Raw genomic sequence first — 24,087 nt, forward strand, 5'->3', positions numbered from 1 at the left:
TTAATGAGTAGTATCAGTATTCGTACTGGGTGGGTTATATGGGTTAGTCTTACTGCCAGGGGTTAACTGAGGATTCGGAATTGTAGTGCCGGGCAGTGGGTTAACGATGCCCGGCGTAGTGGGCATGTTCCCTCTTTGATGGCTTATTCCGGTTTTGGGGGCATTATTCTTTGTAGCATTCGATCCTGAATTATTGGTGGTATTTGCGTAGGTTGCACTCCCTAAAGAAAACGAGGTCAACAAGATTAGAAGAGTCCGTTTCATTACTTTCTCCTCAAGGTGGTGTAACTAAATTATAGTACTTTGCTATGAAAGCTTTAATCGCATTGCCTCATTAAAAACGAGAGTTAAAAGTTCTTGGTGTAAGATTGTTAAATCCAGGATTATTATGAGGCCCAAAATTACTCTGCGGCCCGAAGTTATTTAATCCAGGATTATTATGAGGCCCAAAATTACTCTGCGGCCCGAAGTTATTTAATCCAGGATTATTATGAGGCCCAAAATTACTCTGCGGCCCGAAGTTATTTAATCCAGGATTATTATGAGGCCCAAAATTACTCTGCGGCCCGAAGTTATTCAGTCCAGGATTATTATGAGGTCCAAAATTACTCTGCGGCCCGAAGTTATTTAATCCAGGATTATTATGAGGTCCAAAATTACTCTGCGGCCCGAACTTATTTAATCCAGGGTTAATAGTCGCGTTAGCATAGGTTGTAATTAAAGAAAGCAAGGTAAAAAGCAGTCCCAGAGTCCTTTTCATAAATTTCTCCTTAACGTATTGCACTAATTATAGTACTCGTTCGCATAGAGCTATTAAAAATGCCTCCTGTAAAAGTACTTGAAGGAGGGCTAATTCGCTGAGAGGTAGGCTTGCTTCTGAGACTTAAAAGCCCTAGATTAAAGACTATGAAACCACTGTTGGAAGAAATCATTGGTACATCTTGTTCTCTCCAATAACAATATTCGTTCCAAATGTCGTAGCATTATTTTTAATACCGATACCAGCCTATTCCTGCTTGAAGATAATCAGCAACTTAAAAAACAGGCGTTAATCAATATTGGGTTTGAACATCCATTGCTTGTTCAGCCTGAAATCCTGCCATTGAATGGTATTTATCATTATCAGTATGAAGATATAGAGGGCTTATTTGAATCAACTAGGTATGTTTATTCCGTTCTATTACAAGCGAGTGAGCCATCGAATTGCCGATTTAATATTCATCCCTCAGCAAAGTTCATTGACTCAAATACGAAAGGACAAATTTATTGTTCCATGAAGGGTAATCAACCCGCCAACGAAGCAATCAATATGGAAGAATTTGAAGGTTTGATTAGTGAACTAAGTGGTTATAATTTCAAATTTATAAATCATATTTTGATAAAGGATAGTTTTAATACAAAGGATCTCCCGAATTCGATTGATGGGGATTTACTTTTTGAAACAAAAACAGAGCTTGTTAATTTATTAAAGCAGCCCTGTGATTTGGACAGATTTGAATTACGTTACATTGATCCGGTTGTGAGGTTTGGTCTCTTCACTAGAGCTTTCATCCGCAAGGATGAAATTCTATTTCCTTATAGTGGTGAAAAAAGAATTTTTGATTCCAAACGTAAAGGTTATGCATTTGAATGTCATGCCGATTGCTTGAACATGCATATGGATGCTTCCAGGTATGGAAATATTTCGCGCTTTGTAAATCATGCGCCAGAATCAAAGAATGGCTCTGATTCCCGGTTACTTGATGCGAATTTAAAAACAATTAGTCACCATTTGAACGGAATAGAGGTTATATTTTTTAAAGCAAGCAGAGATATTTTAATAGGGGAGCAACTACTTGCTAATTATGGAGAAAATTCATTTAAAAGCAGCCCGATGGCTCGCTTCACAAGCAAGGGAAAGGTTATCTATAAAAATAGGCTTGGATTTTGGAAAAAATCACAAAATAAAATTGCTCATATAAAAATAATGGCTAATCATGGCTTGAAAAAGGCACAACGCTATCTCTTGCTAAGACTATTTTTAATAAGCATTGTATTATTGATTATGGTGAGCAGCGTGTAAGAATCCATACGGCGTGTGTTTATTTGCTTGCAGTCATTCCAAATAGGCATCTCACCTTCCCAAAAATTCCTTTTTAAAGCGTCTATTTTCTATGTTCGAATAATAGCCATTAGGTTGATTATCAATTCAGATAAGAATTAATTGGGGTATTTATGAGAGAAAAGCAAGAAAGCAAACTAGCCTTGGCGGAAAGGAAAATAATCATTGCTGGAAGGATGGGTGAAAATGATGCCCGTAGAGGCAAGCCTAGAAAAGATTTCTCTGTGACGAATAAATCTCAGGAGTATGTTAGCAGCTACAATGTGGGCTATGACAAGATTGCCTTACAACGGATACAGACAAAGAAAAGGCAAATGCCTTCCAGCTCCCTACCAGTTAATCCGAAGCGAACTAAAATCGATGCGGTTTCAGTCAGTACTCGTGCTACGAGAAGAGGGGGCACGCAGGGAGATGAAGAAGAGGTTAGGCATAACTTCCCATCATCCTCCAACCATACTGGTGACCTGGGCCAGAGTATTAGAAACATGTCATCACATCAGAGAATTACTATTACAGGGCGTACCATTACTGTGGATGCTTTTCTTAAGCGTCATTACATTTTTCAGGATACAAAAGAAAAAGTGAGTCGCCGTGCATTATATCATGCGGTATTGTTTGAAGATGGAACAATCACTGTCAAAGGAAGGCTAATTAAATGGAATACCCGGATAAAATCTGCGGATATCTCTCAATTAATAAAAATAGGAGAAGAAAGTCCTATTACAAGAGGCGGTTTTCTGAAGCGAACTTATGTGTTTAAAGACACCGGAGAAGTGGTAGGTAAAAAAGCCAAGAAAGCAGCGAAAATTCATAAAGATGGGACAGTTACTGTCAATGGGAAGCTAATTGAGTGGAGGAAAAAGTCCAGCATTAGGGACATGAGTATTGGCGAAGAAGTGACAGATGAAATTCAGGGCGATGTAAGAAGCGATGGCAGTGAGAAAGAAATTGGAATTAAGGAAGAAAATTTTTCTTTCTCCTCAGGGGATTATGAAATCCCAGCGGGTCTTAAATTTGATGAGCTGTGGACAATGCTGATACCGGGCGATATAGAGCAGGGGGTTAACCCAGGAACACAAGGAAATGATAATGGAAAAAACGCCGCTTTATCTTCAGCGTTGAGTGATGTGGCTGGTAGTCCAGGATTTGAAGAATTTAAGAAACAGTTTGTGGCTGATACTCCAAGTGTAAATCCCGAATGTAGAGGGCAGTCACTGGGAGCAACCCCTTTCGAGCGTGGAGAAGCTGGGGCTGAGGGACTAAGCGAATTAAGCCCCCAGGCTCGACAATCTTATTCTCCCCAATTTTTCTCGGGTCGAGGGAAATCGGAGCGAGTTGCTACGCCTCGACAAGTTTCCGAGACTAGCATGAGAGTCGAGGGGGGGAAAGAACCCGATCGAGACAGAGCTGGGCCTCATTGGCAGCCTGCTTATTTTACACAACAGTTCGTCAAAGAGGAAAAGGAAGACGAAGTGAATAAGTGCATTTTATGTTAGATTTCTGCAACAAGAACTGGGCGACGATCGCGCGCAAGGAGGCGTGCCCGTAAGTATCCGCGCTAAGCGGAAGCTGCGGGTTTTATTCAGTACAATAATTATCGATGGTTGGAGCATGTACCTGGATGTTGAACTTCTGGCATACTGTATTACATACTTCAGTCCTAAATCGATTAACTGCTAATTGCTATGAATAACCTAAAGAAAATCGCCTGCCCTACCTGCGGTAAAAAAAATACCTGGTGCCCTGAAAACACCTTCAAACCTTTTTGTTCCGAGCGCTGTAAACTGATTGATTTAGGCGAGTGGGCTCGTGAAACCAGAAAAATACCTGGCGACTCTGTTGACCCAACTAGTTCAGACATCAATGGCTCTCACGATGCAAATGAAGATTTTTAAAAAAATCTGAGAGATTAGAAACAGCAATATCAAATGGCTTCCTACCAATTTAAACGTGGGTCATTTCCCTAATATTTTCTTAATCCGCTCAGGATAAAATGCTCGTCGATAACCAGTAATTGTTACTGAGAGCTAATGGGAGCATGATGAATCTAAGTCAGAAACATCTTAATGAGCAAGTCAATAAGTGGCTCACACAAAAAAAGCGTACCCTCCAGATTGATTCTAATGGGGATTGTCTACGAAGAGCACTTATCTGGTTATTGCACGCGCAGCAGCGCGATTTAACCAATTTATATGCAAATTATGAGCATATTTCAGGGTGGGATGGGATTAGTACGACAACTGTATTCGATGATGAAGCCTTTGAATTGTTTTTGGCGTTTAACGATACCATGCAGAGACCAGGCAATCTTGCCTACCACATCCAACCCGATAAGCTTAACCGCCATAAGAAAAAAGAGTTAACTATCCCCAATCTTAAAAGCAAGCGCGTGAAATCGTTAATTTGGGAGTTGGCTGAATTAATAAATTTTTTAGAAAAAGAGGCTCAGCAAGGGGAGATGTTGCTACTCAACTCTGACAGCCATGCCTTTGGACTCATCTATTTGTCAGGTACTTATTTTTTCTACGATCCCAATAATCCTGAAGGCCATGTCCTTTGCAAAGATATTTATGACGTTGTTCAAGAATTAATGTCAAAATTAGATTGTGATACGAAACATATTCCACTTTCTGTCCATACAATCTGTTTCGAACAGCATTTCACCGCCCAGGAAAATACGCCATTCCCTGCTGACTCGAGCACTTTGTCTGCTCGAGTCAGCAAGGAGGGTATGAGTGCTACAATGCTAGCTGCACAAAATAATGATTTGCAAACCCTTCATTTTTTAGCCACGAAAGAAAGACTAGAACAAACTGATTGTGAAGGGATGAATGCATTTTATCTTGCGGCTCAAAATGGACATGAGGAGTGCTTCCGTTATTTATTAAGTTTAGGAGCCAATATTGATTTTGAAGGCCCCGAAAAGAAAACACCACTTTATGTTGCGGCTAAAAATAATCATCTCAATCTATGTGTGCAGCTCATTGCACTTGGGGCTGACATTGATAAACCGGCAGAGGATGGTACATCCCCCTTATATGTTGCTGCGGAAAAGGGCAATGAAAATATTGTTTTTAATTTGATACGAGCTGGTGCAAATGTAAATAACCAGGCTGAGGAAGATGGCAGCTCACCTCTCTATGTAGCGGTACTAAACAGTCACGAAGGCTGTGTGAAAATTCTCTTAGGCAATCCTGATATTAAAGTAAACATTCAATTGTTTGATGATTGCACAACTCCCTTGCACCTCGCGTGTGAGCAGGGGGATATAGCCATCGCTTCTCGCTTACTTGCCCATCCTGATATCGATGTGAACGTTCAAGCTGAGGATCTCTCTACCCCGTTGCATAATGCCTGCGAATCAGGCTCTTTAGAGATAATAATTCAATTAATTGCCAAGGGTGCTGAAATAAATGTTAAAAATCAGGCGGGAATGACACCACTGGCGATTGTTTGTAACCATCGACATGTCGCAGCAGCCCAAGAACTCCTAAAAAGAGGGGCTAACCCTGCGCAAGTTAGTGATAATGATAATGAGTGGTTGCAAATGATTATTAGTGAGTCCAACGAAACCCAAAAAACAGTTTTTTCAGAAGGAGAACGATCGAAATTCTTTTTTCATACTACGCAACCCCCTACTGTGGAAAAGGGGCACAAACGGTTAAAATTAGGTAGCACCCATGAGTAATCAGTCAATTTCGAGTATAACGATACTAACTCATTACCCTAGGCTTTCGGTGGTTCCGCTGGGGGCGTGAACGTTTGTTGAAGGCGCTCAACTTCTTCTTTCACAGGACTCGGATTAGCAAAAAAGCTAAATCGGCTCTTGCTAGCTTCTGTTTTGGGCAGCTCTGCTTCTTGAGGAGAGGCTTCCCTCTTCGAAAATAAGTCTTTTGTAGCAGACTTGAAAAAATCAATGATTCGATTGGCACAATCATCAACGATTTTCCGCCATCCTGTTTGTTGCTCCAATACTGAGTTTGCTCCATCAATGGCAGAATTAAAGGAACTTATAAATTTTTCACGAGCAGACTCTAATTTCTCAGGATAAAACTCAAACTCTGCACACTCTTTCCCACAGGTAACCATGGCTTTTTCTATTGAAGTAATCATCGTTGTCATAGCAGGAATAAGGTCGGGATTTTTCTCGTTCCTTAATTTTTCTTTTAAAGGCAAAAGTAAATTGAGGACAGGAAAGGCGCCAAACTGAGCTAATTCGACAAGGTATTCGTCTTTCTGGAGGTCTTCGGAAGCAAACGGGAGTGCGTCTCCCTGCTGGGCTACAGCGGTAGTCACAACGTATTTATTGTCTTGAAACTCTGGCACATACTGAAGGGCATAGCCATTCTGGCTCACGGCAGCAAGAACTATTTCTATCTTGCTTCTTAGCGGTTCTAAAACGAATTTGAGAGCCATTCCATTCTGTGCTAGAGCGGCAAGGACGACGCGTTCATTTTTTCTTAAATCTTCTGATGCATATTGAAGTGCTAGTCCTTGTTGCTTAACAGCAGCAAGCACGATCTCTTCGTCATTTTTGAGGTCTTCGGGAAGACTGTGAAGGATATAGCCATTTTGCGCTAAAGCAGTAAATAGTATTTCTCTATCTGCTTGTATTTCAGGATGTGCATTAAATAGTTCAAAGGCATTTTCAGTTACGGCGGCTAGGACTTCATCTCTGGTAGAATCGATATCGATCATTTTCATAAGCCATATTTGGACTACTTGTATTAATTATATGCTTCGAATATTAATGGAAACTTAAGGCATTTATTGTTAAGGCCTAATGAAAGTGTAATAATTCATTTTGACTAGAGTAAGAGCGGAGTGATCAGGATTTGTTTGTTCTAATATCCATTCAATTGCCTGTTTTTCAGACTTTTTCAAGTAGGCCTCACTAGAGGCACATAACATCGCATCCTTTTATAACATTAAGAGAATTTATTTTTATGCCATCAACAATTGTTCCTATGGGTACTTATACCGTTAAAAAAAAGCGCACAGCTGGGCCTACTGATGAGATTGTGTCACCAGGAGCACAAACCTGTGTGGTCGTTGTTTTGGAGTCTCCGCACGGAGTTGCTGTCGCTCATATTGATACGCCGGTTGTTGCGGCCAAGATAACTTCAGCAATGATAACTGAATTGCAAACAATGGGAGAAGGTGCTATCACAGCGCGTTTATATGGTGGAGATTATGGTAACCCTGTGAGTAGTTCTGCCAGTATATCCAATCCTATTTATGAAGAATTAAACAAGCGACATATTTCCTACTCACATAAAGACTATCATCTTACAAGTGGTTTGTTTTTGGCTGCAGCAACCACGCTATGGGCTTTAAGCTCTCTTGGCCCTGAATCCCCACTAGTGGCTTTGGCATGCATAGGATTGGCCTATAAAGCGACAAGTATATTAAGTGCAGTGTTACCGGAAAATTGGCAGCCAAGGTGTTTAGGCAATAATATTGATGTTTGCGTCAATGTTGCAATAGGAAGAGTGCGGCTTGTAAAAGATAACGAAGAACATAGCCGTGTATTTTTGAGTGAAGCCAGGAACAGACTGATTGGCGGTGATCAATGGAGGCGTATTACAGCAAGAGCAAACCTTAATCCTACTGATCCAGGCAACGAAAAAGGGCTTGCAATGGTGAGAGTATAAGCTTTCGTGTTGAGTCTGCGAAAATTCAAACTTATTTAGTTGGTTAAACTATCGTTTTTGCGTAACATGAGCAGTAAGTGATGACTATCCAAGGAGCAGGCGTGTCGACCGAAACCAATTGTCCATTTCATTACACTGCGGGAGGGGGAACTTCAAGCCGTGATTGGTGGCCAAATCAGCTTAAACTCAATATTTTGCATCAACACCCATCTGTGTCTAATCCAATGGGTGAAGATTATAATTACGCGGAAGAATTCAAAAGTCTCGATCTGGAAGCCGTCAAGCAAGACCTTCAGGGACTGATGACGGACTCACAACCCTGGTGGCCGGCTGATTTTGGCCACTACGGACCTTTTTTTATTCGTATGGCATGGCATAGTGCGGGAACCTATCGTATCGGGGACGGCCGTGGTGGTGCAGGCAGTGGCAGTCAGCGGTTTGCACCACTGAATAGCTGGCCAGACAATGTTAATCTCGATAAAGCACGCAGGTTACTGTGGCCAATCAAGCAAAAATATGGCCGAAAAATTTCCTGGGCTGATCTGATAATTCTTACTGGTAATGTCGCACTGGAATCAATGGGATTCAAAACATTGGGGTTTGGTGGCGGCCGTAAGGATATTTGGGAACCAGATGAAGATATTTATTGGGGGCTTGAGACTACCTGGTTGGGTGATAAACGTTATTCTGGCGACCGTATTCTTCAAAATCCACTCGCTGCTGTTCAAATGGGCCTAATATACGTGAATCCAGAGGGGCCAAATGGTAACCCAGATCCACTTGCTGCCGCGCGGGATATACGTGAGACATTCGCTCGTATGGCGATGAACGATCAGGAAACCGTTGCACTGATTGCGGGCGGCCACAGCTTCGGCAAAACGCATGGTGCAGGTGAAGCAAAATTTGTAGGGCCAGAACCAGAGGGAGCCGGTATTGAAGAGCAAGGCCTTGGTTGGAGCTGCAGCTTTGGAACTGGCAAAGGAGGCGATACCATTAGCAGCGGCCTCGAAGTGACCTGGACTAAAACACCGACACAATGGAGTAACAATTTTTTTGAAAACTTGTTTGGTTATGAGTGGGAACTGACGAAAAGTCCTGCGGGTGCCCATCAATGGGTTGCGAAAGATGGCGCAGGGTCAGGGACTATTCCTGATGCCCATGATCCGAATAAACACCATGCGCCAACGATGCTAACGACTGATCTCGCTTTACGCTTCGATCCTGTTTATGAAAAGATTTCACGGCACTTCTTCGAGAATCCAGAGGAGTTTGCAGAGGCTTTTGCCCGAGCATGGTTCAAATTGACGCACCGAGATATGGGGCCGCGTGCACGTTATCTTGGTACTGATGTTCCAAGTGAAAATTTTATATGGCAGGATCCGATTCCTCCAGTGAATCACAAGCTGATTGATGAAAAAGATATTGTCTCTCTTAAGGGAAAGATTCTTGCTTCCGGTCTAAGTGTTTCGGAACTGGTCGCAACAGCTTGGGCATCCGCATCCACATTTCGAGGTTCTGACAAGCGCGGGGGCGCTAATGGAGCTCGTATTCGTCTTGCGCCGCAAAAAGATTGGGAAGTTAATCAGCCTGCGCAGCTTGCGAAAGTACTCACAATCCTGGAGAGTATTCAGTCAGAATTCAACAGCGCTCAGTCGGGTGGGAAAAAAGTGTCACTCGCTGACATCATCGTTCTTGGTGGTTGTGCTGGTGTCGAGCAAGCGGCAAAAAGAGCAGGCCATGAGGTGACGGTTCCCTTTTCACCAGGTCGTATGGATGCATCACAGGAACAAACGGATGTAGAGTCTTTTGTTGCCATGGAACCAGTCGCAGACGGCTTCCGCAACTATCAAAAGACACGATTTACTGCGTCGGCTGAAGAGCTGTTGGTGGATCGAGCACAATTACTCACAGTCACTGCACCTGAAATGGCGGTGTTAATCGCTGGATTAAGAGTTCTTAATGCGAATGTCGGATCCTCGCCACATGGTGTTTTTACTAAACAACCGCAGGTACTGACTAATGATTTTTTTGTGAATCTGCTCGACATGGGGACAAGATGGAAGCCTGCTTCAAAAGACACTGACGTATTTGAAGGGCGTGATCTGGTCACTGGCGAACTTAAGTGGACTGCTACTCGGGTTGATCTCATTTTTGGTTCAAATTCGCAGCTCAGAGCCTTGGCCGAAGTCTATGCCAGCGCGGATGCAAAGAAAAAATTTGTTGAGGATTTCATTGCCGCTTGGACCAAAGTGATGAACCTGGATCGTTTCGATCGAAGGCAATAGTTCTCTTTTTGTAACCAGGTACCTGCATTTAGGTATCAATGCCTATGGCTACATGTTCCCGGGTCTGATAGGAGGCTGGGAACATGTCAAGGTCAGGTTGTGTCCGTATTACTATCCTGGAGTTTAAAAAAGATATTTTTAAAAAGATCGACGTGAGGCACCGCAGGGTGCATTTCTACGTCCTTGGCTTTTAACACATGTTCCATCTGTTTTCCCTGCGCTCATAATAGTAGGTCTAATCACAGCGGAAGGAGCTTTAACGTGCATTATGCGATAAGAAATCTTGGTAGTAAAACCATTGCTGAAATAGTTAAAGAGTTCGCAGAAATCCCTTATGGCGTATCTTCCCTTAATTTGAGCGACAATTTTCTTGGCCTCAAACCTGGTACTAAATTGACTCGTCTTTTGGCAAAGCTTCCTCGGAGCTTAAGTTCTCTTAATTTGAGAAATAATCGTCTTCATCACCTGGCTAGTGCTAAATTGGCTTGCCTATTGGCATCAATCCCCCAGAGCGTGACCTTCCTTAATTTGAGCAAAAATTTCCTTTACCACTACAGTGTTGATGAGTTGGTGCAAATCCTGGCAGCCATCCCGGTCAGCGTAACTCGTCTTGATTTGAGTGATAATGGCTTTCATCTGAAATCCGGGACTGAGTTGGCCAAGATCTTTGCAGCGATTCCTGCGAGTGTGACTTTTCTTGATTTAAGCGAAAATGAGCTTGGCAAAAAATCTGATGTTGAATTGGCGGAGGCCTTTGCAGCGATTCCTCGCCATGTAACCTCCCTTAGCTTGGGCAAAAATTCACTTAATCTCAAATCCGGTGCTGAATTAGCCAAGGTCTTGGCTGCGATTCCTGCAAATGTTACTGCTCTTGATTTGAGTCGTAACCGCCTTAATCTTAAATCTGGCGCTGAATTGGCTGAGTGTCTGGCAGCAATTCCTGCAAGCGTAACTTGTCTTAATTTAAGCTGGAATAATTTTCACTTCAAATCCGGTGCTGAATTAGCTGAAGGTTTGGCGGCTATCTCTAAGGGCGTCACTTCCCTTAATTTGACGGGGAATGCCCTTCATTTCAAATCCGGTGTTGAATTAAGCCAAGCCTTGGCAGCAATTCCCGCGAATGTGACTTTTCTTAATTTAAGTGAGAATGGCCTTCACTATAAATCCGTGCCAGAATTGGTCCAAGCCTTGGCAGCAGTTCCTGCGAGTGTGGTTTCTCTTGATTTAAGTGGAAATGGTCTTTACTTAAAATCTGCTGCGGAGTTGGTTCAAGTGTTGGCTGCAATTCCCCCACAGGTGATTTCCCTCAAGTTAGGTGGGAATGGCCTTAACCAGAAATCCGGTACGGAATTGGCGCAAATCCTGGCAGCAATTCCTCCGGGTGTGACTTCCCTTGATTTACGTGGCAATGGATTTAATCTCAAATCCAGTGGTGAATTAAGCCAGGCCTTGGCTGCGATTCCTAAAGGCGTAATCGCCCTTAATCTGAGCCAGAGTAATTTGGGTGAGAAATCTGTTGATGAATTAATCCAGATTTTGGGAGCGATTCCTGGAACAATAACTTCACTGGATTTGAGTGATAATGGGTTAGACAAATTCACTCCAGCCGAATTGGTACTCCTTTTAAAAGCAATTCCTGCAACAGTAACTTCTATCAATGTCGGTAAGAATAATTTATTTACCAACAAAACCATTATTGAACGCGATTGTTTGCTGAAAAGTTTGCAACCTTTTGAGCAAAACGGTCGACTTCAATTGTCACATAATGGTGAATCCGCTTTTGCAAGAGCCTTATTGCCAATGTTGTCTTTAGTAAAACAAAACAAACTGCCTTTCGATATAGTCAGCCATATTTTAGGGCAGCTCTTATCAAATCCAGCGAACAAATCTGAAATAGCTTTACTTAACAACAAAATAGCCCAATCAGTGATGTCCAAAAATGGCTTACTTATTCAACATGGTTATTCGCGAAATGGCGCCTCCTTTTTTCAAAGACTCTCCCTGTATTTTGGTGATAGCACATCAAAAATGAATACGTTAAAAAATAGAGCTAAAAATAATCCTGAAAGTGCTGAAGCAAAAACATTAGAACATTTTTGCTTACGGGTTCATTAAACAAGACAGAACTTGATGTTCTTACTTTTTAAGTGGATTGCCCTCTAATGAGTAGCACGGGCATTGTTGCAGTTCGAATGATCTGTTCAGCTACGCTGCCTAAAAATAAATGACTCAAACCTCGTCGACCATGAGTGCCTATGACCAGTAAATCAGCAGGCCATTCTTTTGCTTTCTCAACAATGACCTCACTAACACGGCCCTGAAATGGATTTAATTCAATAAGGGTAGTGTCGAATTTGATGGAGGATTGTTTGGAAACAAGGGCAGCAGTCTTATCTAAAATCTTTTGTCCCTCATCCTTAAATGCTTTAAGAATCAGAGAATAATCAAAGCCTGGTCCTCCATGGTAGACAAATCCTTCATCAACCACATAGGCGATCCGTAAATGTGCTTTTTGGTCTGTTGCCAATTGAATTGCTTCTTGCAGTACATGATTTGATAGGTCACTGCCATCAGTAGCTACCATAATTTTTTTATATAACATAATGCTTCATTTCCTTAGAATGTTAAATTTTGTATAAGAAATGTCATAATGTGGGGCCTCAATTTAAAGCCATTCATTGAACAGGGTTCTCGATTGGTAAATCCTTTTTGTTCCTCATTAAAGCACCCCCTCATTTCAATTTCAAATTACCGAATGGTGCTAGTTCCAGACATGCCAGGGCGTGGCCTCCATTTAAAGCGATTAACGGAACAGGTTTGTCGATTTGTAAATTCTTTTGGTTCCTTATAAAAACCTCTCTTGCGATCTTAAAACAGTTGAACAGCGATTCATGAAAATAGAAACTTTCAAATGAACGAGAGAACGTTGCTGATCATCACTCACCCAATGAAAACAAGGTTGTTTAGATATTCAGCTCGGGTGTTCATCATTTAATTGATGTGGTCAATAAATTGTCATATAATCTATGAACATTCCTCTTCTTAGCGATCGATATGTCTTATTATATGTATTTTCCTTTTAAGGAAAGCGAGCTGTCTGAAGAAGAGAGAGCAGCTAAAGATCGTTGGCTTCATAATGAAAGAATAAATCACAAAGACGTGATCGTTCTTTATCATGGTGATAAATTAAGCAATATTCCTTCAAATGCAAAGATCTACATTTCTTTGCATGGAACATCGCAGGCCAATTATAACGTTACAGATGGAAAAAACACGATTAGTGTCCAAGAGATTGCCAGGCGCATGATTGCTGATGGATTGCTTGATGAGGCAAAAGTTTTAAGATTGAAATTATTTTTTTGTGATTACATCAACAAAGCCCTACCAGTCGCTCAAGCTTTTCTGCAGACGTTACGGGCTGAGCCCAAATCTGAGCAAAGCCGCCTGCGTGTGGATTATTATCCTGATCATTTATTGGCCTCACCAGGAATATCATCATCAGGAAAAGAAATTCATAAACATGGCCTGAAATCCTCTGTTCGGAGCGTGGCTGATCCACGAGCTCGAGATATACGGGAGTCTTTATACACGAATCAAGACTGTATGCCTAAACTCACCAGAGACGATATTCAACAGGTAATTGATCAATATGAGGGCTATAAATCATCCAGGCTTTACGGATTTTCTGGTCGTTTCAATCTAAATGGTTTTTTTTCCACGAGAGAGAGTGCTGATATCAGGAAAAGCTTGTTATCAGCAACTTCGGAGACAGATCGATTTTATATCGCCGCCAATTATGTCAAATATTTCCCTGAAACGCATTTTGCAAAATTTCTTGTGCCTGCGATTAATAATGCAGTTGAAGAAAATAAAAAATTCTGGGAAGGAGGACTGTTGCCTTATTTCTCAGACATGGAACCATGAGATTGATGACATTTTGCCGCGATTAGGTATTGCGAGGGGTATTGTCTCATGCCTTTTTGCTTTTTAGAGGTGAACAATGCCGTTCTCTATTCTTATACTTTTCCCTTTATCATCGACACAGTTTGAATTAAATAAGGATCCGCCAGACTCACAATCACGGAAAATTCAATGACTGCATTTAATTCTGGAACGCTAATCACCTGATTAATCCGCCAAAAGATAATCCCGGAATTGACACCGGAGGTAACGATCATGGGTGGCCCGACAGGCACAGGATGCAAACTTAGTTTCTGTTGACGTACTATATTAATTTTGTCACCAAGAAAGGCTTGTAAGCCTTCCCAGGCATTAGGCGAGTAATTTTTTCGTACCTCGGCCATGTCATCAGGTAGTTTTATGTTGTAATCGATAGTTAATGTGGCAAGAAGGACTTTCTGAGTCCAGGTTGATACATCGATATTAGCCGCGTAATTGAGAGGAGGAAAAACCAGAAACCCTATCAAGAGCATGCGTGCTAGTCGATTGCCTTTCATGATCATCCTTATACTGTGCTTAGCAAATAATACATAAAACAATCATTAGACTTCTTCACAAACGTCTATTTGTTTAATGAGTATAGCAGAGTATAATTTGCTTCTTTTTGTGGTTAAAACCAAGAGTCCAATGCAATCCAACTCCATTATTATTCGCGGTGCTAAAACACATAATCTAAAAAATATTGATGTGGATTTACCGCGTAATCAATTAACTGTCATTACCGGCCTTTCTGGGTCTGGCAAATCGTCATTGGCTTTTGATACCTTGTATGCGGAAGGTCAGCGTCGTTATGTCGAATCACTTTCGGCTTATGCGCGGCAATTTTTATCAATGATGGAAAAACCGGAGGTTGACTCCATCGAAGGTTTATCACCAGCTATTTCAATCGAGCAGAAAGCAACGTCTCATAATCCTCGCTCAACAGTGGGAACCATTACGGAAATTTATGATTATTTGCGCTTACTTTATGCGCGCGTAGGTGAGCCGCGTTGCCCGACTCATCATGTTAGTTTGCACGCGCAGACAATCAGTCAGATGGTGGATCAGGTTTTAACCATGCCAGAAGACTCTAAGGTGATGATTCTTGCGCCAGTGGTAAGAGAGCGCAAAGGCGAGCATGTGCAGTTATTGCAGCAATTGCAGGCTCAAGGCTATGTTCGTGCCCGTATCGATGGTGAGCTGTGTGAGCTCGATGATCCGCCCAAATTGGCTTTGAGGCAAAAACACAGTATTGACGTGGTGGTGGATCGCTTCAAGGTGAGGAATGATTTGGCGCAGCGCTTGAGTGAGTCGTTTGAGAATGCACTTAATCTGGCTGATGGCTTGGTGATCGTGGCATCGATGGAGGGTGAGTTTGATGAGATCGTTTTTTCATCAAAATTTGCCTGTCCGGAATGTGGCTATAGTTTGAGTGAATTAGAGCCGCGACTTTTTTCCTTTAACAATCCGATGGGAGCCTGTCCTTCCTGTGATGGCCTGGGTGTTGATCAATTCTTTGATCCGGAGCGGGTAGTACATGATCAGACTGCCAGCCTGGCAGATGGGGCTATCCGTGGTTGGGATAAGAAAACCACTTATTATTACCCAATGTTGGAGTCACTGGCTAAGCACTACAAATTTGATATAGAACGCCCCTTTTGTGATTTACCAGAGAAGATACGGCAAACGGTGCTCTATGGCAGCGGGCAAGATGAAATTGAGTTTCGTTATCAGCGTCCTCATGGCGGCTATATGGTCAAAAAGCATGTTTTTGAAGGAATTATTCCTAATATGCAGCGTCGTTATCGGGAATCAGATTCAGCGATGATTCGGGAAGAATTAGCCAAATACCTCTCTTCGCGTCCTTGTATGACCTGTCATGGAACCCGATTAAGAGAAGAGGCGCGCCATGTATTTGTTGCTGATAAAAATTTACCTGAAATCACTGCTTATTCGATCGAAAAAGCGCATGAATTTTTTAAAAATTTGCAATTAACGGGCTATCGAGGTGAGATTGCAGCCAAAATTAATAAGGAAATTGTCGAACGTCTGGGTTTCCTCGTTAACGTAGGTCTGGATTATTTATCCCTTACTCGCAGTGCGGAAACGTTGTCCGGCGGTGAAGCGCAACGAATTCGTCTCGCCAGCCAGATTGGTTCTGGCCTGGTAGGCGTTATGTATATCCTTGATGAACCCTCTATTGGTTTGCATCAACGTGATAATGAGCGGTTGCTGCAGACTCTCTTTCACTTGCGTAATCTCGGTAATACCGTCATCGTGGTAGAACATGATGAAGATGCGATTCGGTCCGCCGATTATGTTCTGGATATTGGTCCTGGAGCGGGCGTGCATGGCGGGAAAATAGTTGCCAGCGGTACTCCGGAAGAAGTCATGGCCAAGCCGTCCTCCTTGACTGGACAATACCTGTCCGGCAAACAAGAAATTGTTGTTCCCAAGGAGCGGGTTGCTGTTGATGAAAAAAAGATGATTCATTTAACCGGAGTGACTTGCAATAATTTAAGTGATATTAGCGTTAGTATTCCTTTGGGATTGATTACTTGTGTAACAGGGGTTTCTGGTTCCGGTAAATCCAGTTTAATTAATGACACACTCTATCCCATCGCTGCGAATCGATTAAATCGGGCAAGCCTTTTAACGCCGGGGGCGCTTCGCGATATTAAGGGTTTGGAGCTTTGTGACAAAGTGATTGATATTGATCAAAGCCCCATTGGCCGCACACCACGTTCTAATCCAGCGACTTACACCGGCCTGTTTACACCGATTCGTGAGTTATTTTCAGGGACACCAGAGGCAAGAGCGCGCGGTTATCAGCCCGGCCGCTTTAGTTTTAACGTCCGTGGCGGGCGTTGCGAAGCGTGTCAGGGTGATGGGTTGATCAAAGTAGAGATGCATTTTCTGCCTGATATTTACGTAGCTTGCGATGTGTGCAAGGGCAAACGTTATAATCGGGAAACGTTAGAAATTCAGTATAAAGGTAAAAATATTCACGAAATTCTGGATATGACCGTAGAGGATGCGCGTGTCTTTTTTGATGCGGTACCGGTGCTAGCCAGAAAATGCCAAACGTTAATTGATGTCGGTTTGTCTTATATCCGCTTGGGACAAAGTGCTACTACCCTGTCAGGAGGGGAGGCGCAGCGTATCAAACTGGCTCGCGAATTATCAAAACGGGATACCGGCAGTACACTCTATATTCTCGATGAGCCCACGACAGGGTTACATTTTCACGATATCAAACAACTGCTTGCTGTTTTATTCCGTTTGCGTGAGCAGGGCAATACCATTGTCATCATTGAGCACAATCTTGATGTGATAAAGACAGCCGACTGGTTGATTGATCTTGGCCCTGAAGGGGGGCATAAAGGCGGGCAAATCATCGCAACCGGTACACCGGAAATGGTTGCGAAGTGTAAGCATTCTTATACCGGCCAATTCTTAAAGCCTTTGTTGGATAAAGCGAAGAAGAAATCTAAATAGAATATCGTCATTGAAGCGAAAAGGGCAAAAATTTCTTGATCCTAACAATCGCCTATCCTAAGATGCAAATTTTATACAGTTTAAGAGATAATTATGCCATCCGAGCAAGGCAGCATCGAACGAATCAAGAAATCATTAGAGGAAGCAAAAGGACCTGGCCTTTGCCTTTCTTTTTTTAGTGATGGGCTTGACTCTTTTGGCGCGGATCTCATTGGCAAATTCCTGAAATCGAATACGACCGTAACTGATCTGGAGCTTTATGGTAATAAATTCACTAGCGTAGGGACCTTCCTGCTAGTCAAGAGCTTAAAAAGGAATACCGGTCTGGTCAAGCTTGCCCTCGGAGGTAACAATTTTAATGATGGTTTTGTGTTAGCCACGTTGGCTGAGGCGGTAAATAGCCATCCTAATTTGGTTTTTCTTGAGTTGGGGGATAGCGAAATGGGTGGAAATGCAACCTTTTTGTTATCGAAGCTGGCGACAAGGCGATTTCCAAAACCACTTATTCTTATTCTTAATAATAACGACATTACAGATGATGTAATTGCCGCTTCAGCCCAGGCCTTGGAGAATAATGCTTCTCTGACGGAGATTAATCTTTCCGAAAATGAAATAACCAGTGCCGGGGCTTCCGTTTTGGCAAAGGTATTAAAAAAGAATAATACGCTGAAAGTACTTAACCTTTTTGCAAATGCAATCGATTATCAAGGGGTTTTAGCTCTGTTTGAGGCGCTAAAAATTAATCGTACTTTGACTACAATCGACCTGTCTTCGAATGAAATTTATACTAGCCAGGATAATCAGGGGGAGCTTGGTGCCAGGATAGCCGAAGTACTCATGGAAAATGGCTCATTAACCGCCGTATTACTGAGTGACTTGCTACTGGGGAATGAAAATATATTACCATTTGTCACCGTAATCAGGGCTAACACGAGTCTAACTGCACTGGGTCTTGAGGGTAACTCTATTAGCGACCAGACCGAGGAAGCCTTGGTTGAAGCATTAGAAGATAATATCTATTTGACCAAATTCGAGCTTGATACAAAACTGCGGCCTCAGATAGATCGTTTGTTAGCTCGTAATCAATTGTTGCAACAGAGGTATGTACAGCCTTTACTGGCTGCCTCTCAGCAAGAGGATACCGCTGAGATTATCAGGTTGTTAATGCAGATGAAAACCGCATACCCAGAGATAGATAGTGCTAATTCCAAATTACCAAAACAATTAGTCCATTTCTATTGGAGTGTTGCTGATGAACTCGTTGATTCTTTATTTGTGAGTGAAGGGTTGAATGATAAAGCCCGTTATTCCTTGATTCTTGAGCTGTTAAAAAATAAGCTTAACGAGGAGAAATATCAAAAAATAGTAAGGGCCTGTTTGAAAGGACTTGGACGATTAAGTGGAGCGCAAGAGAGTGATTCGGATTTTGAACCCCATCAATCGAATCAGTTTGTGACCTACTGTCAATTGCGATCGGCTGCGCAGCGAGTACTGAGTGAAACGATCGATACGAATGGCCAAATAAAAGAAACACATCACCACCGACATCAATTGCTAAGAGCACTCTGTCATCAGGAAAGTTATACACCACTGGCAACACAGTACTTGCTTGCTTCGCCAGAAGTAAGAGCGCAACTTAACCTGAATGACAGCGACAAACCTGTTGTCATTGATGCAGTTATAGTAACAAGTACAGATAATTCAAGTAATAGGCATGATAAAGACGCTGCGATTTTAGTAATGGGGGATAACATTGAACCCGATCACCGGGCGCAATTAATGTTATACGGCTATACAGAGGCCGTAAAAAAATTCTCTAAAGATACGCTACCCAAGCCTGAACAACTTCTGAGGCATGCTGTCGATAGGCTTACAACCGAACTCGATGATGAGAAAGAACATCGGTTCACGTCTTCCTCCGGCAAGGAAGAAGTAGACACTGAAGTTACTCCAGGCTACCCAAATTCATTAGCCCTAAAGGGTGTTTTCGGGAAAAGTTATGTCAGAAAGGAATCTTCATCAGAAGATGAAGAGGACCCGTGCCCACAGAAAAAAACAAAATTTTTCTAAACCATGTTGGGCAGTCTTCCTAACCCGGCTATTTATATTGGGCAGTCCATTATTGAAGGGCTAAAATAACCGGCCGCGTTTCCCCAAGGGCACCTGTTTTCTATAGTAAAGAATAGGTGGTAAGTGCTTGGGTAGTTGTATTTTTTCATGAGAAGTTCTCTGTTATTCTGGCTGATACCATGCTTTTAATTTATTCCTTTTCAATAAATATTGTATTTAAAGCAACATATTTATATTGTTAAACAATATTTTTGCTATCGTCGCTTTTAACCTGGTCTATAATTAACCCGTGGGATTCTGCATCATAATGATGCAGCGTAGTATAAGGAGATTTATTATGAAGATTAAATCCACAATAGCTGGGTTAGTATTCGCTACATCGATGATTGCAGTAGCGGGCACAAGCCAAGCTGCATGTGCATCTTGTACCGTGCAAGAAGGATTTTCAGGAACTGGATGGCACATGGTTCGATGTAATATTTGTCTTCAACCTGCCGAAACCTGGCAGCAATATGTTAGCGGAGGATACGCTCCACCAGTAACTGGAAATAATAACCTATGGCTCATAGGACGATAATTTCCAGTACAGAGGGGGAGATTGACTCAGTAGTTCTGGCTGGTCTCACCCTCGCTTCTTTAATTGAAATATAAACGCTTCAAATAGATGCACACCCGATGTTTTTGCAGATGATCAAATGCATTTGAGTTCAGAAACCCTGTTCAAGTCTATTCATTAATTCTGTCGCTTCTCTGCGGGTAAATGGTTTAGAGATGAAACCGGAGATGTTGGCTTTTTGAATTTGTCTGGCAAATTGCGCTTCACTATGCACACTCAAAGCGACAACGGGAGTCTTTTTATTAAGCAGGCTGGTGGTTTTAATTAGCTCTGTAACCTCAAATCCATTATGTCTGGGCAAGCTTAAGTCCATCACGATAAGATCAAAATGCATCAGGTTGCATTCTTCCAGGGCTTCTTCACCTGACTCAGCTACAATGACGTCACAGTGAAAGTCTTCTAAAATGGCCTTAAACGCTTCCTGGGCTGGCTTGGAATCGTCTACTAATAGGAGTTGATATCTTTTCATGATCCACTTAATCCCTGTGAAAAATTGATAAACCAATTTTAAGTGCGTTAATCAGCATTATTGAAAACCAGATTACTTTAGCAATAAAAAACAGATCAGAACAGTCACCGGCATGTGATCGCTAATTTTATACCAAGCCTCAGTCTCTGAGGGCTCGACCGATTTATTTTGAACAGCACTTTTAGATGCCGTGCCTATAGCACGGCAGGTAGGTCATTAAAGGGCTTTCATAAACTCAGTCAGATCCGCTTTTTCCTGAGTATTTAATTGTAATTGCAGAACCAAATTAAAGAATTCGACCGTATCAGCCAAAGTCAACAGACGACCATCATGCAGGTAAGGTGGAGAATCCTTTATACCGCGTAAAGGAAAGGTTTTAATCGGTCCATCACCTACTGCTCTGAGCCCATTGATGGTTTGTGGATTAAAGAAACGTTCCGTATGCAGGTTATGCATGGTGTTGTCGGTGTAATAAGGAGGGGTGTGGCAAGTGGCACATCTTGCTTTACCAAAGAAAAGTTCCTGGCCGCGCAATTCTGCTGGCGTTGCTTTAGCTGGATCCAGTTTCCCATCCCAACTCAGTTTGGGAGCAGGCGGAAAATCCAATATTTCCTGAAACTCAGCCATGAAGTGGACCTGGCTGCCACGCTCAAGAATATTGATTCCCTTTTTGGTCGCAATGACCGGGTCGCCATCAAAATAAGCAGCACGTTGTTCGAATTCAGTAAAGTCTTCGATTGTTTTTAAGGCGCGCTGTGAGCCAAAGAGCCGCTGAATATTTACACCACGCAAAGTCGGGGTATTAATACGATGACGAAACTCTTGTGGGCGAATGTCTCCAACCAGGTGAGTTGCCTTGTTGGTATGGCCATTGGCATGGCAATCAAGACAAGCAACACCACGGCTGGGTTCTATGGTGCGCCGATCATCGGTTTGGTTAAATTGTTGTTGTGGGAAAGGGGTTACCAACAACCGTAGACCTTCCAATTGTTTAGGGTTAAGGATGCCGTTAAATAATTCAAAATAATTATTGATAGTTACCAGCTTTCCTTGTGATACATCGCCAAGATCCGGACGTGTTGTCAAAAAGATTGGGGCAGGAAAGGGTGGTAAAAAATGGTCGGGAATATCAAAATCCAGATCAAAGCGAGTCAGATCGCGGTGTTCCTGCTTGTTGATTTCATCGATAGCAAATTTTGGAAAAAGCATACCCCCTTCAGGATGGTTGGGGTGCGGCAGAGGCAAGAAACCTTGAGGATATAACCCTTCTTCCTTAATTTGCTCGGGCGTCATTTTAGCGAGTTGATCCCAGGTTGTTCCTTGAGGTAGCTTAACGCGTACACCTTCCTGAATGGGTTTCCCATTTGACATTTTCGCATTTTGCGACGGGTTGTTGGTTAAATCATAACGCTGGTTAAGCAAATCCTGCTGTTTTTTATTAATCGCGTCTTTTGCAGCAGACATGCGCTTCATAACTGTCTGAAAAGGTTCTTGCATGATAACGGGCATGTAGCTGGTAGGCGGTGCACCAGAGGCTTGGGAATTAGAAGGTGCCGTAGCTGGAGTAGACGCCGGCTCAGCATAGGCTGACGTTATAACTGAGCAAGAAAAGGCGGTCAATCCAATGATTTTTTTTAACATAGAAGATCCATTTCTTATGAATATAGTCTTCCTAATCATAAAAGAGTTGTAATTTCATTACAATAAGAGAACTTTGATGCTTAGTTCCCCAAGACAAATAACTACTAATTCTGCACAAAATTGCACGCAGGTTGACAAGTTTTTTCGCTTCAACTAAATTAAGGGTCGTTTTTATCACCGGGGGTGCTTTGCAGCGATTCGTGTTGCAAGGCTGAGAAAAACCCTTAAAACCTGCTCTGGTTAATACCTGCGGAGGGAGTGTGATGGTTAGAGATATTTTTCTTATTTAATGGCCTTTTAAGCAGGCTTATCTTTGACGTCACATCCTCTGTTGTATGAATAGAAGGATGTTATGGCTGCTCCATTTTACAAACTTATGTTGGTCACCCATCGCGGGTCTTGTCCTTTAGCGGAGTATTTGCTCTTTATTGAACAATGTGTCAGTGCAGGCGTTAGTTCTGTACAACTTCGCGAAAAAAATGCTTCCCCAGCTTTTCTATTAGCATTCGCTTCTGAACTTAAGAGTCTTTTAGATCACCACCATATTCCGCTGATCATCAATGATGATCTTGAACTGGCTTTAGCCGTCGATGCACAGGGTCTGCATTTGGGACAGACGGATGGTTCACCACAACTTGCCAGACAGCGTTTGGGGCCGGATAAATTGCTCGGTTTATCAATAGAAACGGAGGATGATTTGCAGCGAGCCAATCAGTCTGTTGTGGATTATGTGGCCGCCAGTGCAGTTTTCCCTACTCAGCATAAAAAGAATATTCGTACAACCTGGGGCTTGGATGGGCTGCACCGTTTAAGTTTGCGCTCGACTCATCCAATGATCGGTATTGGCGGTATTGATCAACACAATGTCAAGGAAGTCATGGCAGCGGGAGCGAAGGGGATTGCGGTAATTGGTGCTCTGCATAAGGCGGAAAACCCTGCGCTTATGGCAGCAACGCTACGTCAATTAATGGAGGGAAGTGAAACATGATGAATCTGTTGAAGGATTTGGAAGAGGCGTTAGTTAGCCTCCGTCAAACGAAGCCTTTGGTTTTATGTTTAACCAATTTTGTTACTATGGAATTTATGGCTAACAGCTTATTGGCCTCGGGGGCGGCACCCTTGATGAGTCAGGCGATGGATGAAATAGAAGAGCTGATTACGATCAGTCAAGTCGTTAACATCAACTTAGGTACCCTCGATCACGCTTTTTATGAACGCGCTTTAGAGGCGGCAAAAATAGCCAAGTCACAAAGCAAGCCTGTTGTGCTGGATCCCGTTGGTGCTGGCGCAAGTCGTTTACGCACCACTGCGGCAAAATCGCTTCTCCCTCATGTCGATATCATTCGCGGCAATGCCAGCGAGATTCTGGCTTTAAGCGATGAAGCAGGTGATACGAAAGGCGTTGAATCGGCCCGTAGTGTGAATCAGGCAATGAATGCTGCGCAACAACTGGCTGTTTCACCATCAAAAATTGTTGTAGTGAGTGGCCCGGTTGATTTTATAACCGATGGCAGACAGGCAATCAATTTACCCTTTGGTTCACCACTGATGCCTTTGGTGACGGGTATGGGTTGCACGCTGACTGCTGTAATCGCTGCCTTTGCGGCAATTGGCTTAAGCATGTACCAGGCTGCTCTACTGGCGACTGCTTATTTTGGTTTATGTGGACAACTAACCCAGCATAAAACACAAGGACCAGGCGCTTTTCGACAAGTATTTATTGATAAATTATATAAACCCGATTGGGAATTATTCGGTGAGTGGATTGCAGGTTCTGAGATAGTTGACTCGTTCAATTCGATTAACTGAGATAG

20 protein-coding genes and 1 riboswitch are annotated in these 24,087 nt (G+C 42.6%); of the genes, 13 read left to right on the top strand and 7 right to left on the bottom strand.

Annotated elements, in window-relative coordinates; translation table 11 throughout:
* On the bottom strand, window positions 1-264 hold the full coding sequence (locus DYC89_RS16380) for a hypothetical protein (RefSeq protein ID WP_147285463.1): 264 nt from the start codon (window positions 262-264) through the stop codon (window positions 1-3).
* A gap of 70 nt (window positions 265-334) precedes the next feature.
* The gene (locus DYC89_RS02045; RefSeq protein WP_115220274.1) at window positions 335-760 is read right to left on the bottom strand and encodes a hypothetical protein; all 426 of its coding nucleotides are present in this window, start codon (window positions 758-760) and stop codon (window positions 335-337) included.
* 513 nt (window positions 761-1,273) lie between these two features.
* Here DYC89_RS02045 and DYC89_RS02050 point away from each other — a divergent pair.
* The 4 genes from DYC89_RS02050 (at window position 1,274) to DYC89_RS02065 (ending at window position 5,789) form a co-directional block, all read left to right on the top strand.
* Complete coding sequence (locus DYC89_RS02050; protein ID WP_147285464.1) at window positions 1,274-2,062, top strand: SET domain-containing protein-lysine N-methyltransferase; 789 nt, start codon at window positions 1,274-1,276, stop codon at window positions 2,060-2,062.
* Between the two features lie 152 nt (window positions 2,063-2,214).
* The gene (locus DYC89_RS02055; RefSeq protein ID WP_115220276.1) at window positions 2,215-3,597 is read left to right on the top strand and encodes a hypothetical protein; all 1,383 of its coding nucleotides are present in this window, start codon (window positions 2,215-2,217) and stop codon (window positions 3,595-3,597) included.
* Window positions 3,598-3,786: 189 nt separating this feature from the next.
* The gene (locus tag DYC89_RS02060; RefSeq protein WP_115220277.1) at window positions 3,787-3,996 is read left to right on the top strand and encodes a DNA gyrase inhibitor YacG; all 210 of its coding nucleotides are present in this window, start codon (window positions 3,787-3,789) and stop codon (window positions 3,994-3,996) included.
* 143 nt (window positions 3,997-4,139) lie between these two features.
* On the top strand, window positions 4,140-5,789 hold the full coding sequence (locus DYC89_RS02065) for an ankyrin repeat domain-containing protein (protein WP_115220278.1): 1,650 nt from the start codon (window positions 4,140-4,142) through the stop codon (window positions 5,787-5,789).
* Between the two features lie 38 nt (window positions 5,790-5,827).
* Here the strand turns inward: DYC89_RS02065 and DYC89_RS02070 are convergent, their stop codons facing one another.
* Window positions 5,828-6,799 (bottom strand): DUF4116 domain-containing protein, encoded by a 972-nt coding sequence (locus DYC89_RS02070; protein ID WP_181879301.1) that lies wholly within the window; start codon window positions 6,797-6,799, stop codon window positions 5,828-5,830.
* Window positions 6,800-7,047: 248 nt separating this feature from the next.
* On the opposite strand from DYC89_RS02070, the gene DYC89_RS02075 reads away from it, so the two are divergent.
* From DYC89_RS02075 to DYC89_RS02085, 3 genes are all read left to right on the top strand, one after another.
* Window positions 7,048-7,755, top strand: coding sequence for a hypothetical protein (locus DYC89_RS02075; RefSeq protein WP_115220280.1), 708 nt, complete (start codon window positions 7,048-7,050; stop codon window positions 7,753-7,755).
* Between the two features lie 86 nt (window positions 7,756-7,841).
* Window positions 7,842-10,040, top strand: coding sequence for a catalase/peroxidase HPI (gene katG, locus DYC89_RS02080; protein ID WP_425451564.1), 2,199 nt, complete (start codon window positions 7,842-7,844; stop codon window positions 10,038-10,040).
* Between the two features lie 261 nt (window positions 10,041-10,301).
* Entirely contained in the window at window positions 10,302-12,155 is a 1,854-nt protein-coding gene (locus DYC89_RS02085) for a hypothetical protein (RefSeq protein WP_115220282.1), read from the top strand.
* Between the two features lie 28 nt (window positions 12,156-12,183).
* On the opposite strand, the gene DYC89_RS02090 is transcribed toward DYC89_RS02085, so the two are convergent.
* On the bottom strand, window positions 12,184-12,642 hold the full coding sequence (locus tag DYC89_RS02090; protein WP_115220283.1) for a universal stress protein: 459 nt from the start codon (window positions 12,640-12,642) through the stop codon (window positions 12,184-12,186).
* A gap of 452 nt (window positions 12,643-13,094) precedes the next feature.
* Between DYC89_RS02090 and DYC89_RS02095 the strand changes: the two genes are divergently transcribed.
* Window positions 13,095-13,964, top strand: coding sequence for a hypothetical protein (locus DYC89_RS02095; RefSeq protein WP_115220284.1), 870 nt, complete (start codon window positions 13,095-13,097; stop codon window positions 13,962-13,964).
* Window positions 13,965-14,056: 92 nt separating this feature from the next.
* Here DYC89_RS02095 and DYC89_RS02100 read toward each other — a convergent pair whose 3' ends face one another.
* Entirely contained in the window at window positions 14,057-14,497 is a 441-nt protein-coding gene (locus DYC89_RS02100) for a DotI/IcmL/TraM family protein (protein ID WP_115220285.1), read from the bottom strand.
* 130 nt (window positions 14,498-14,627) lie between these two features.
* Between DYC89_RS02100 and uvrA the strand changes: the two genes are divergently transcribed.
* The 3 genes from uvrA to DYC89_RS02115 all read left to right on the top strand — a co-directional run bounded on the left by uvrA (window position 14,628) and on the right by DYC89_RS02115 (window position 20,124).
* Window positions 14,628-17,477, top strand: coding sequence for an excinuclease ABC subunit UvrA (gene uvrA / locus DYC89_RS02105; RefSeq protein WP_115220286.1), 2,850 nt, complete (start codon window positions 14,628-14,630; stop codon window positions 17,475-17,477).
* A 93-nt stretch (window positions 17,478-17,570) separates the two neighbouring features.
* A complete protein-coding gene (locus tag DYC89_RS02110; RefSeq protein ID WP_115220287.1) occupies window positions 17,571-19,547 on the top strand; it encodes a hypothetical protein in 1,977 nt (658 codons plus the stop codon).
* 337 nt (window positions 19,548-19,884) lie between these two features.
* Window positions 19,885-20,124 (top strand): hypothetical protein, encoded by a 240-nt coding sequence (locus tag DYC89_RS02115; protein WP_058446864.1) that lies wholly within the window; start codon window positions 19,885-19,887, stop codon window positions 20,122-20,124.
* A gap of 130 nt (window positions 20,125-20,254) precedes the next feature.
* Here DYC89_RS02115 and DYC89_RS02120 read toward each other — a convergent pair whose 3' ends face one another.
* Window positions 20,255-20,632, bottom strand: coding sequence for a response regulator (locus DYC89_RS02120; protein WP_058446867.1), 378 nt, complete (start codon window positions 20,630-20,632; stop codon window positions 20,255-20,257).
* Between the two features lie 216 nt (window positions 20,633-20,848).
* On the bottom strand, window positions 20,849-22,273 hold the full coding sequence (locus DYC89_RS02125) for a cytochrome B6 (protein ID WP_115220288.1): 1,425 nt from the start codon (window positions 22,271-22,273) through the stop codon (window positions 20,849-20,851).
* A 169-nt stretch (window positions 22,274-22,442) separates the two neighbouring features.
* Window positions 22,443-22,549, top strand: a riboswitch (TPP riboswitch).
* Between the two features lie 76 nt (window positions 22,550-22,625).
* Between DYC89_RS02125 and thiE the strand changes: the two genes are divergently transcribed.
* Together thiE and thiM are read left to right on the top strand one after the other, a co-directional pair.
* Window positions 22,626-23,261, top strand: coding sequence for a thiamine phosphate synthase (gene thiE / locus DYC89_RS02130; protein WP_115220289.1), 636 nt, complete (start codon window positions 22,626-22,628; stop codon window positions 23,259-23,261).
* On the top strand, window positions 23,258-24,082 hold the full coding sequence (thiM, locus tag DYC89_RS02135) for a hydroxyethylthiazole kinase (protein ID WP_245953931.1): 825 nt from the start codon (window positions 23,258-23,260) through the stop codon (window positions 24,080-24,082). The genes thiE and thiM overlap by 4 nt, the downstream gene beginning before the upstream one ends.
* Window positions 24,083-24,087 lie beyond the last annotated feature (5 nt).

Source organism: Legionella donaldsonii, from assembly GCF_900452385.1.
Classification (GTDB): Bacteria; Pseudomonadota; Gammaproteobacteria; order Legionellales; family Legionellaceae; genus Tatlockia; species Tatlockia donaldsonii.

What these genes read in the sequence shown, in the direction of transcription:
- DYC89_RS02065 (WP_115220278.1), top strand. Translation starts at nt 4,140, where the DNA reads ATGATGAATCTAAGTCAGAAACATCTTAATGAGCAAGTCAATAAGTGG.
- DYC89_RS02075 (WP_115220280.1), top strand. Translation starts at nt 7,048, where the DNA reads ATGCCATCAACAATTGTTCCTATGGGTACTTATACCGTTAAAAAAAAG.
- DYC89_RS02125 (WP_115220288.1), bottom strand. Translation starts at nt 22,273, where the DNA reads ATGTTAAAAAAAATCATTGGATTGACCGCCTTTTCTTGCTCAGTTATA.
- DYC89_RS02095 (WP_115220284.1), top strand. Translation starts at nt 13,095, where the DNA reads ATGTCTTATTATATGTATTTTCCTTTTAAGGAAAGCGAGCTGTCTGAA.
- DYC89_RS16380 (WP_147285463.1), bottom strand. Translation starts at nt 264, where the DNA reads ATGAAACGGACTCTTCTAATCTTGTTGACCTCGTTTTCTTTAGGGAGT.
- DYC89_RS02090 (WP_115220283.1), bottom strand. Translation starts at nt 12,642, where the DNA reads ATGTTATATAAAAAAATTATGGTAGCTACTGATGGCAGTGACCTATCA.
- DYC89_RS02060 (WP_115220277.1), top strand. Translation starts at nt 3,787, where the DNA reads ATGAATAACCTAAAGAAAATCGCCTGCCCTACCTGCGGTAAAAAAAAT.
- thiE (WP_115220289.1), top strand. Translation starts at nt 22,626, where the DNA reads ATGGCTGCTCCATTTTACAAACTTATGTTGGTCACCCATCGCGGGTCT.
- DYC89_RS02120 (WP_058446867.1), bottom strand. Translation starts at nt 20,632, where the DNA reads ATGAAAAGATATCAACTCCTATTAGTAGACGATTCCAAGCCAGCCCAG.
- thiM (WP_245953931.1), top strand. Translation starts at nt 23,258, where the DNA reads ATGATGAATCTGTTGAAGGATTTGGAAGAGGCGTTAGTTAGCCTCCGT.
- DYC89_RS02100 (WP_115220285.1), bottom strand. Translation starts at nt 14,497, where the DNA reads ATGAAAGGCAATCGACTAGCACGCATGCTCTTGATAGGGTTTCTGGTT.
- DYC89_RS02050 (WP_147285464.1), top strand. Translation starts at nt 1,274, where the DNA reads ATGAAGGGTAATCAACCCGCCAACGAAGCAATCAATATGGAAGAATTT.
- DYC89_RS02115 (WP_058446864.1), top strand. Translation starts at nt 19,885, where the DNA reads ATGAAGATTAAATCCACAATAGCTGGGTTAGTATTCGCTACATCGATG.
- DYC89_RS02110 (WP_115220287.1), top strand. Translation starts at nt 17,571, where the DNA reads ATGCCATCCGAGCAAGGCAGCATCGAACGAATCAAGAAATCATTAGAG.
- uvrA (WP_115220286.1), top strand. Translation starts at nt 14,628, where the DNA reads ATGCAATCCAACTCCATTATTATTCGCGGTGCTAAAACACATAATCTA.
- DYC89_RS02045 (WP_115220274.1), bottom strand. Translation starts at nt 760, where the DNA reads ATGAAAAGGACTCTGGGACTGCTTTTTACCTTGCTTTCTTTAATTACA.
- DYC89_RS02070 (WP_181879301.1), bottom strand. Translation starts at nt 6,799, where the DNA reads ATGATCGATATCGATTCTACCAGAGATGAAGTCCTAGCCGCCGTAACT.
- DYC89_RS02055 (WP_115220276.1), top strand. Translation starts at nt 2,215, where the DNA reads ATGAGAGAAAAGCAAGAAAGCAAACTAGCCTTGGCGGAAAGGAAAATA.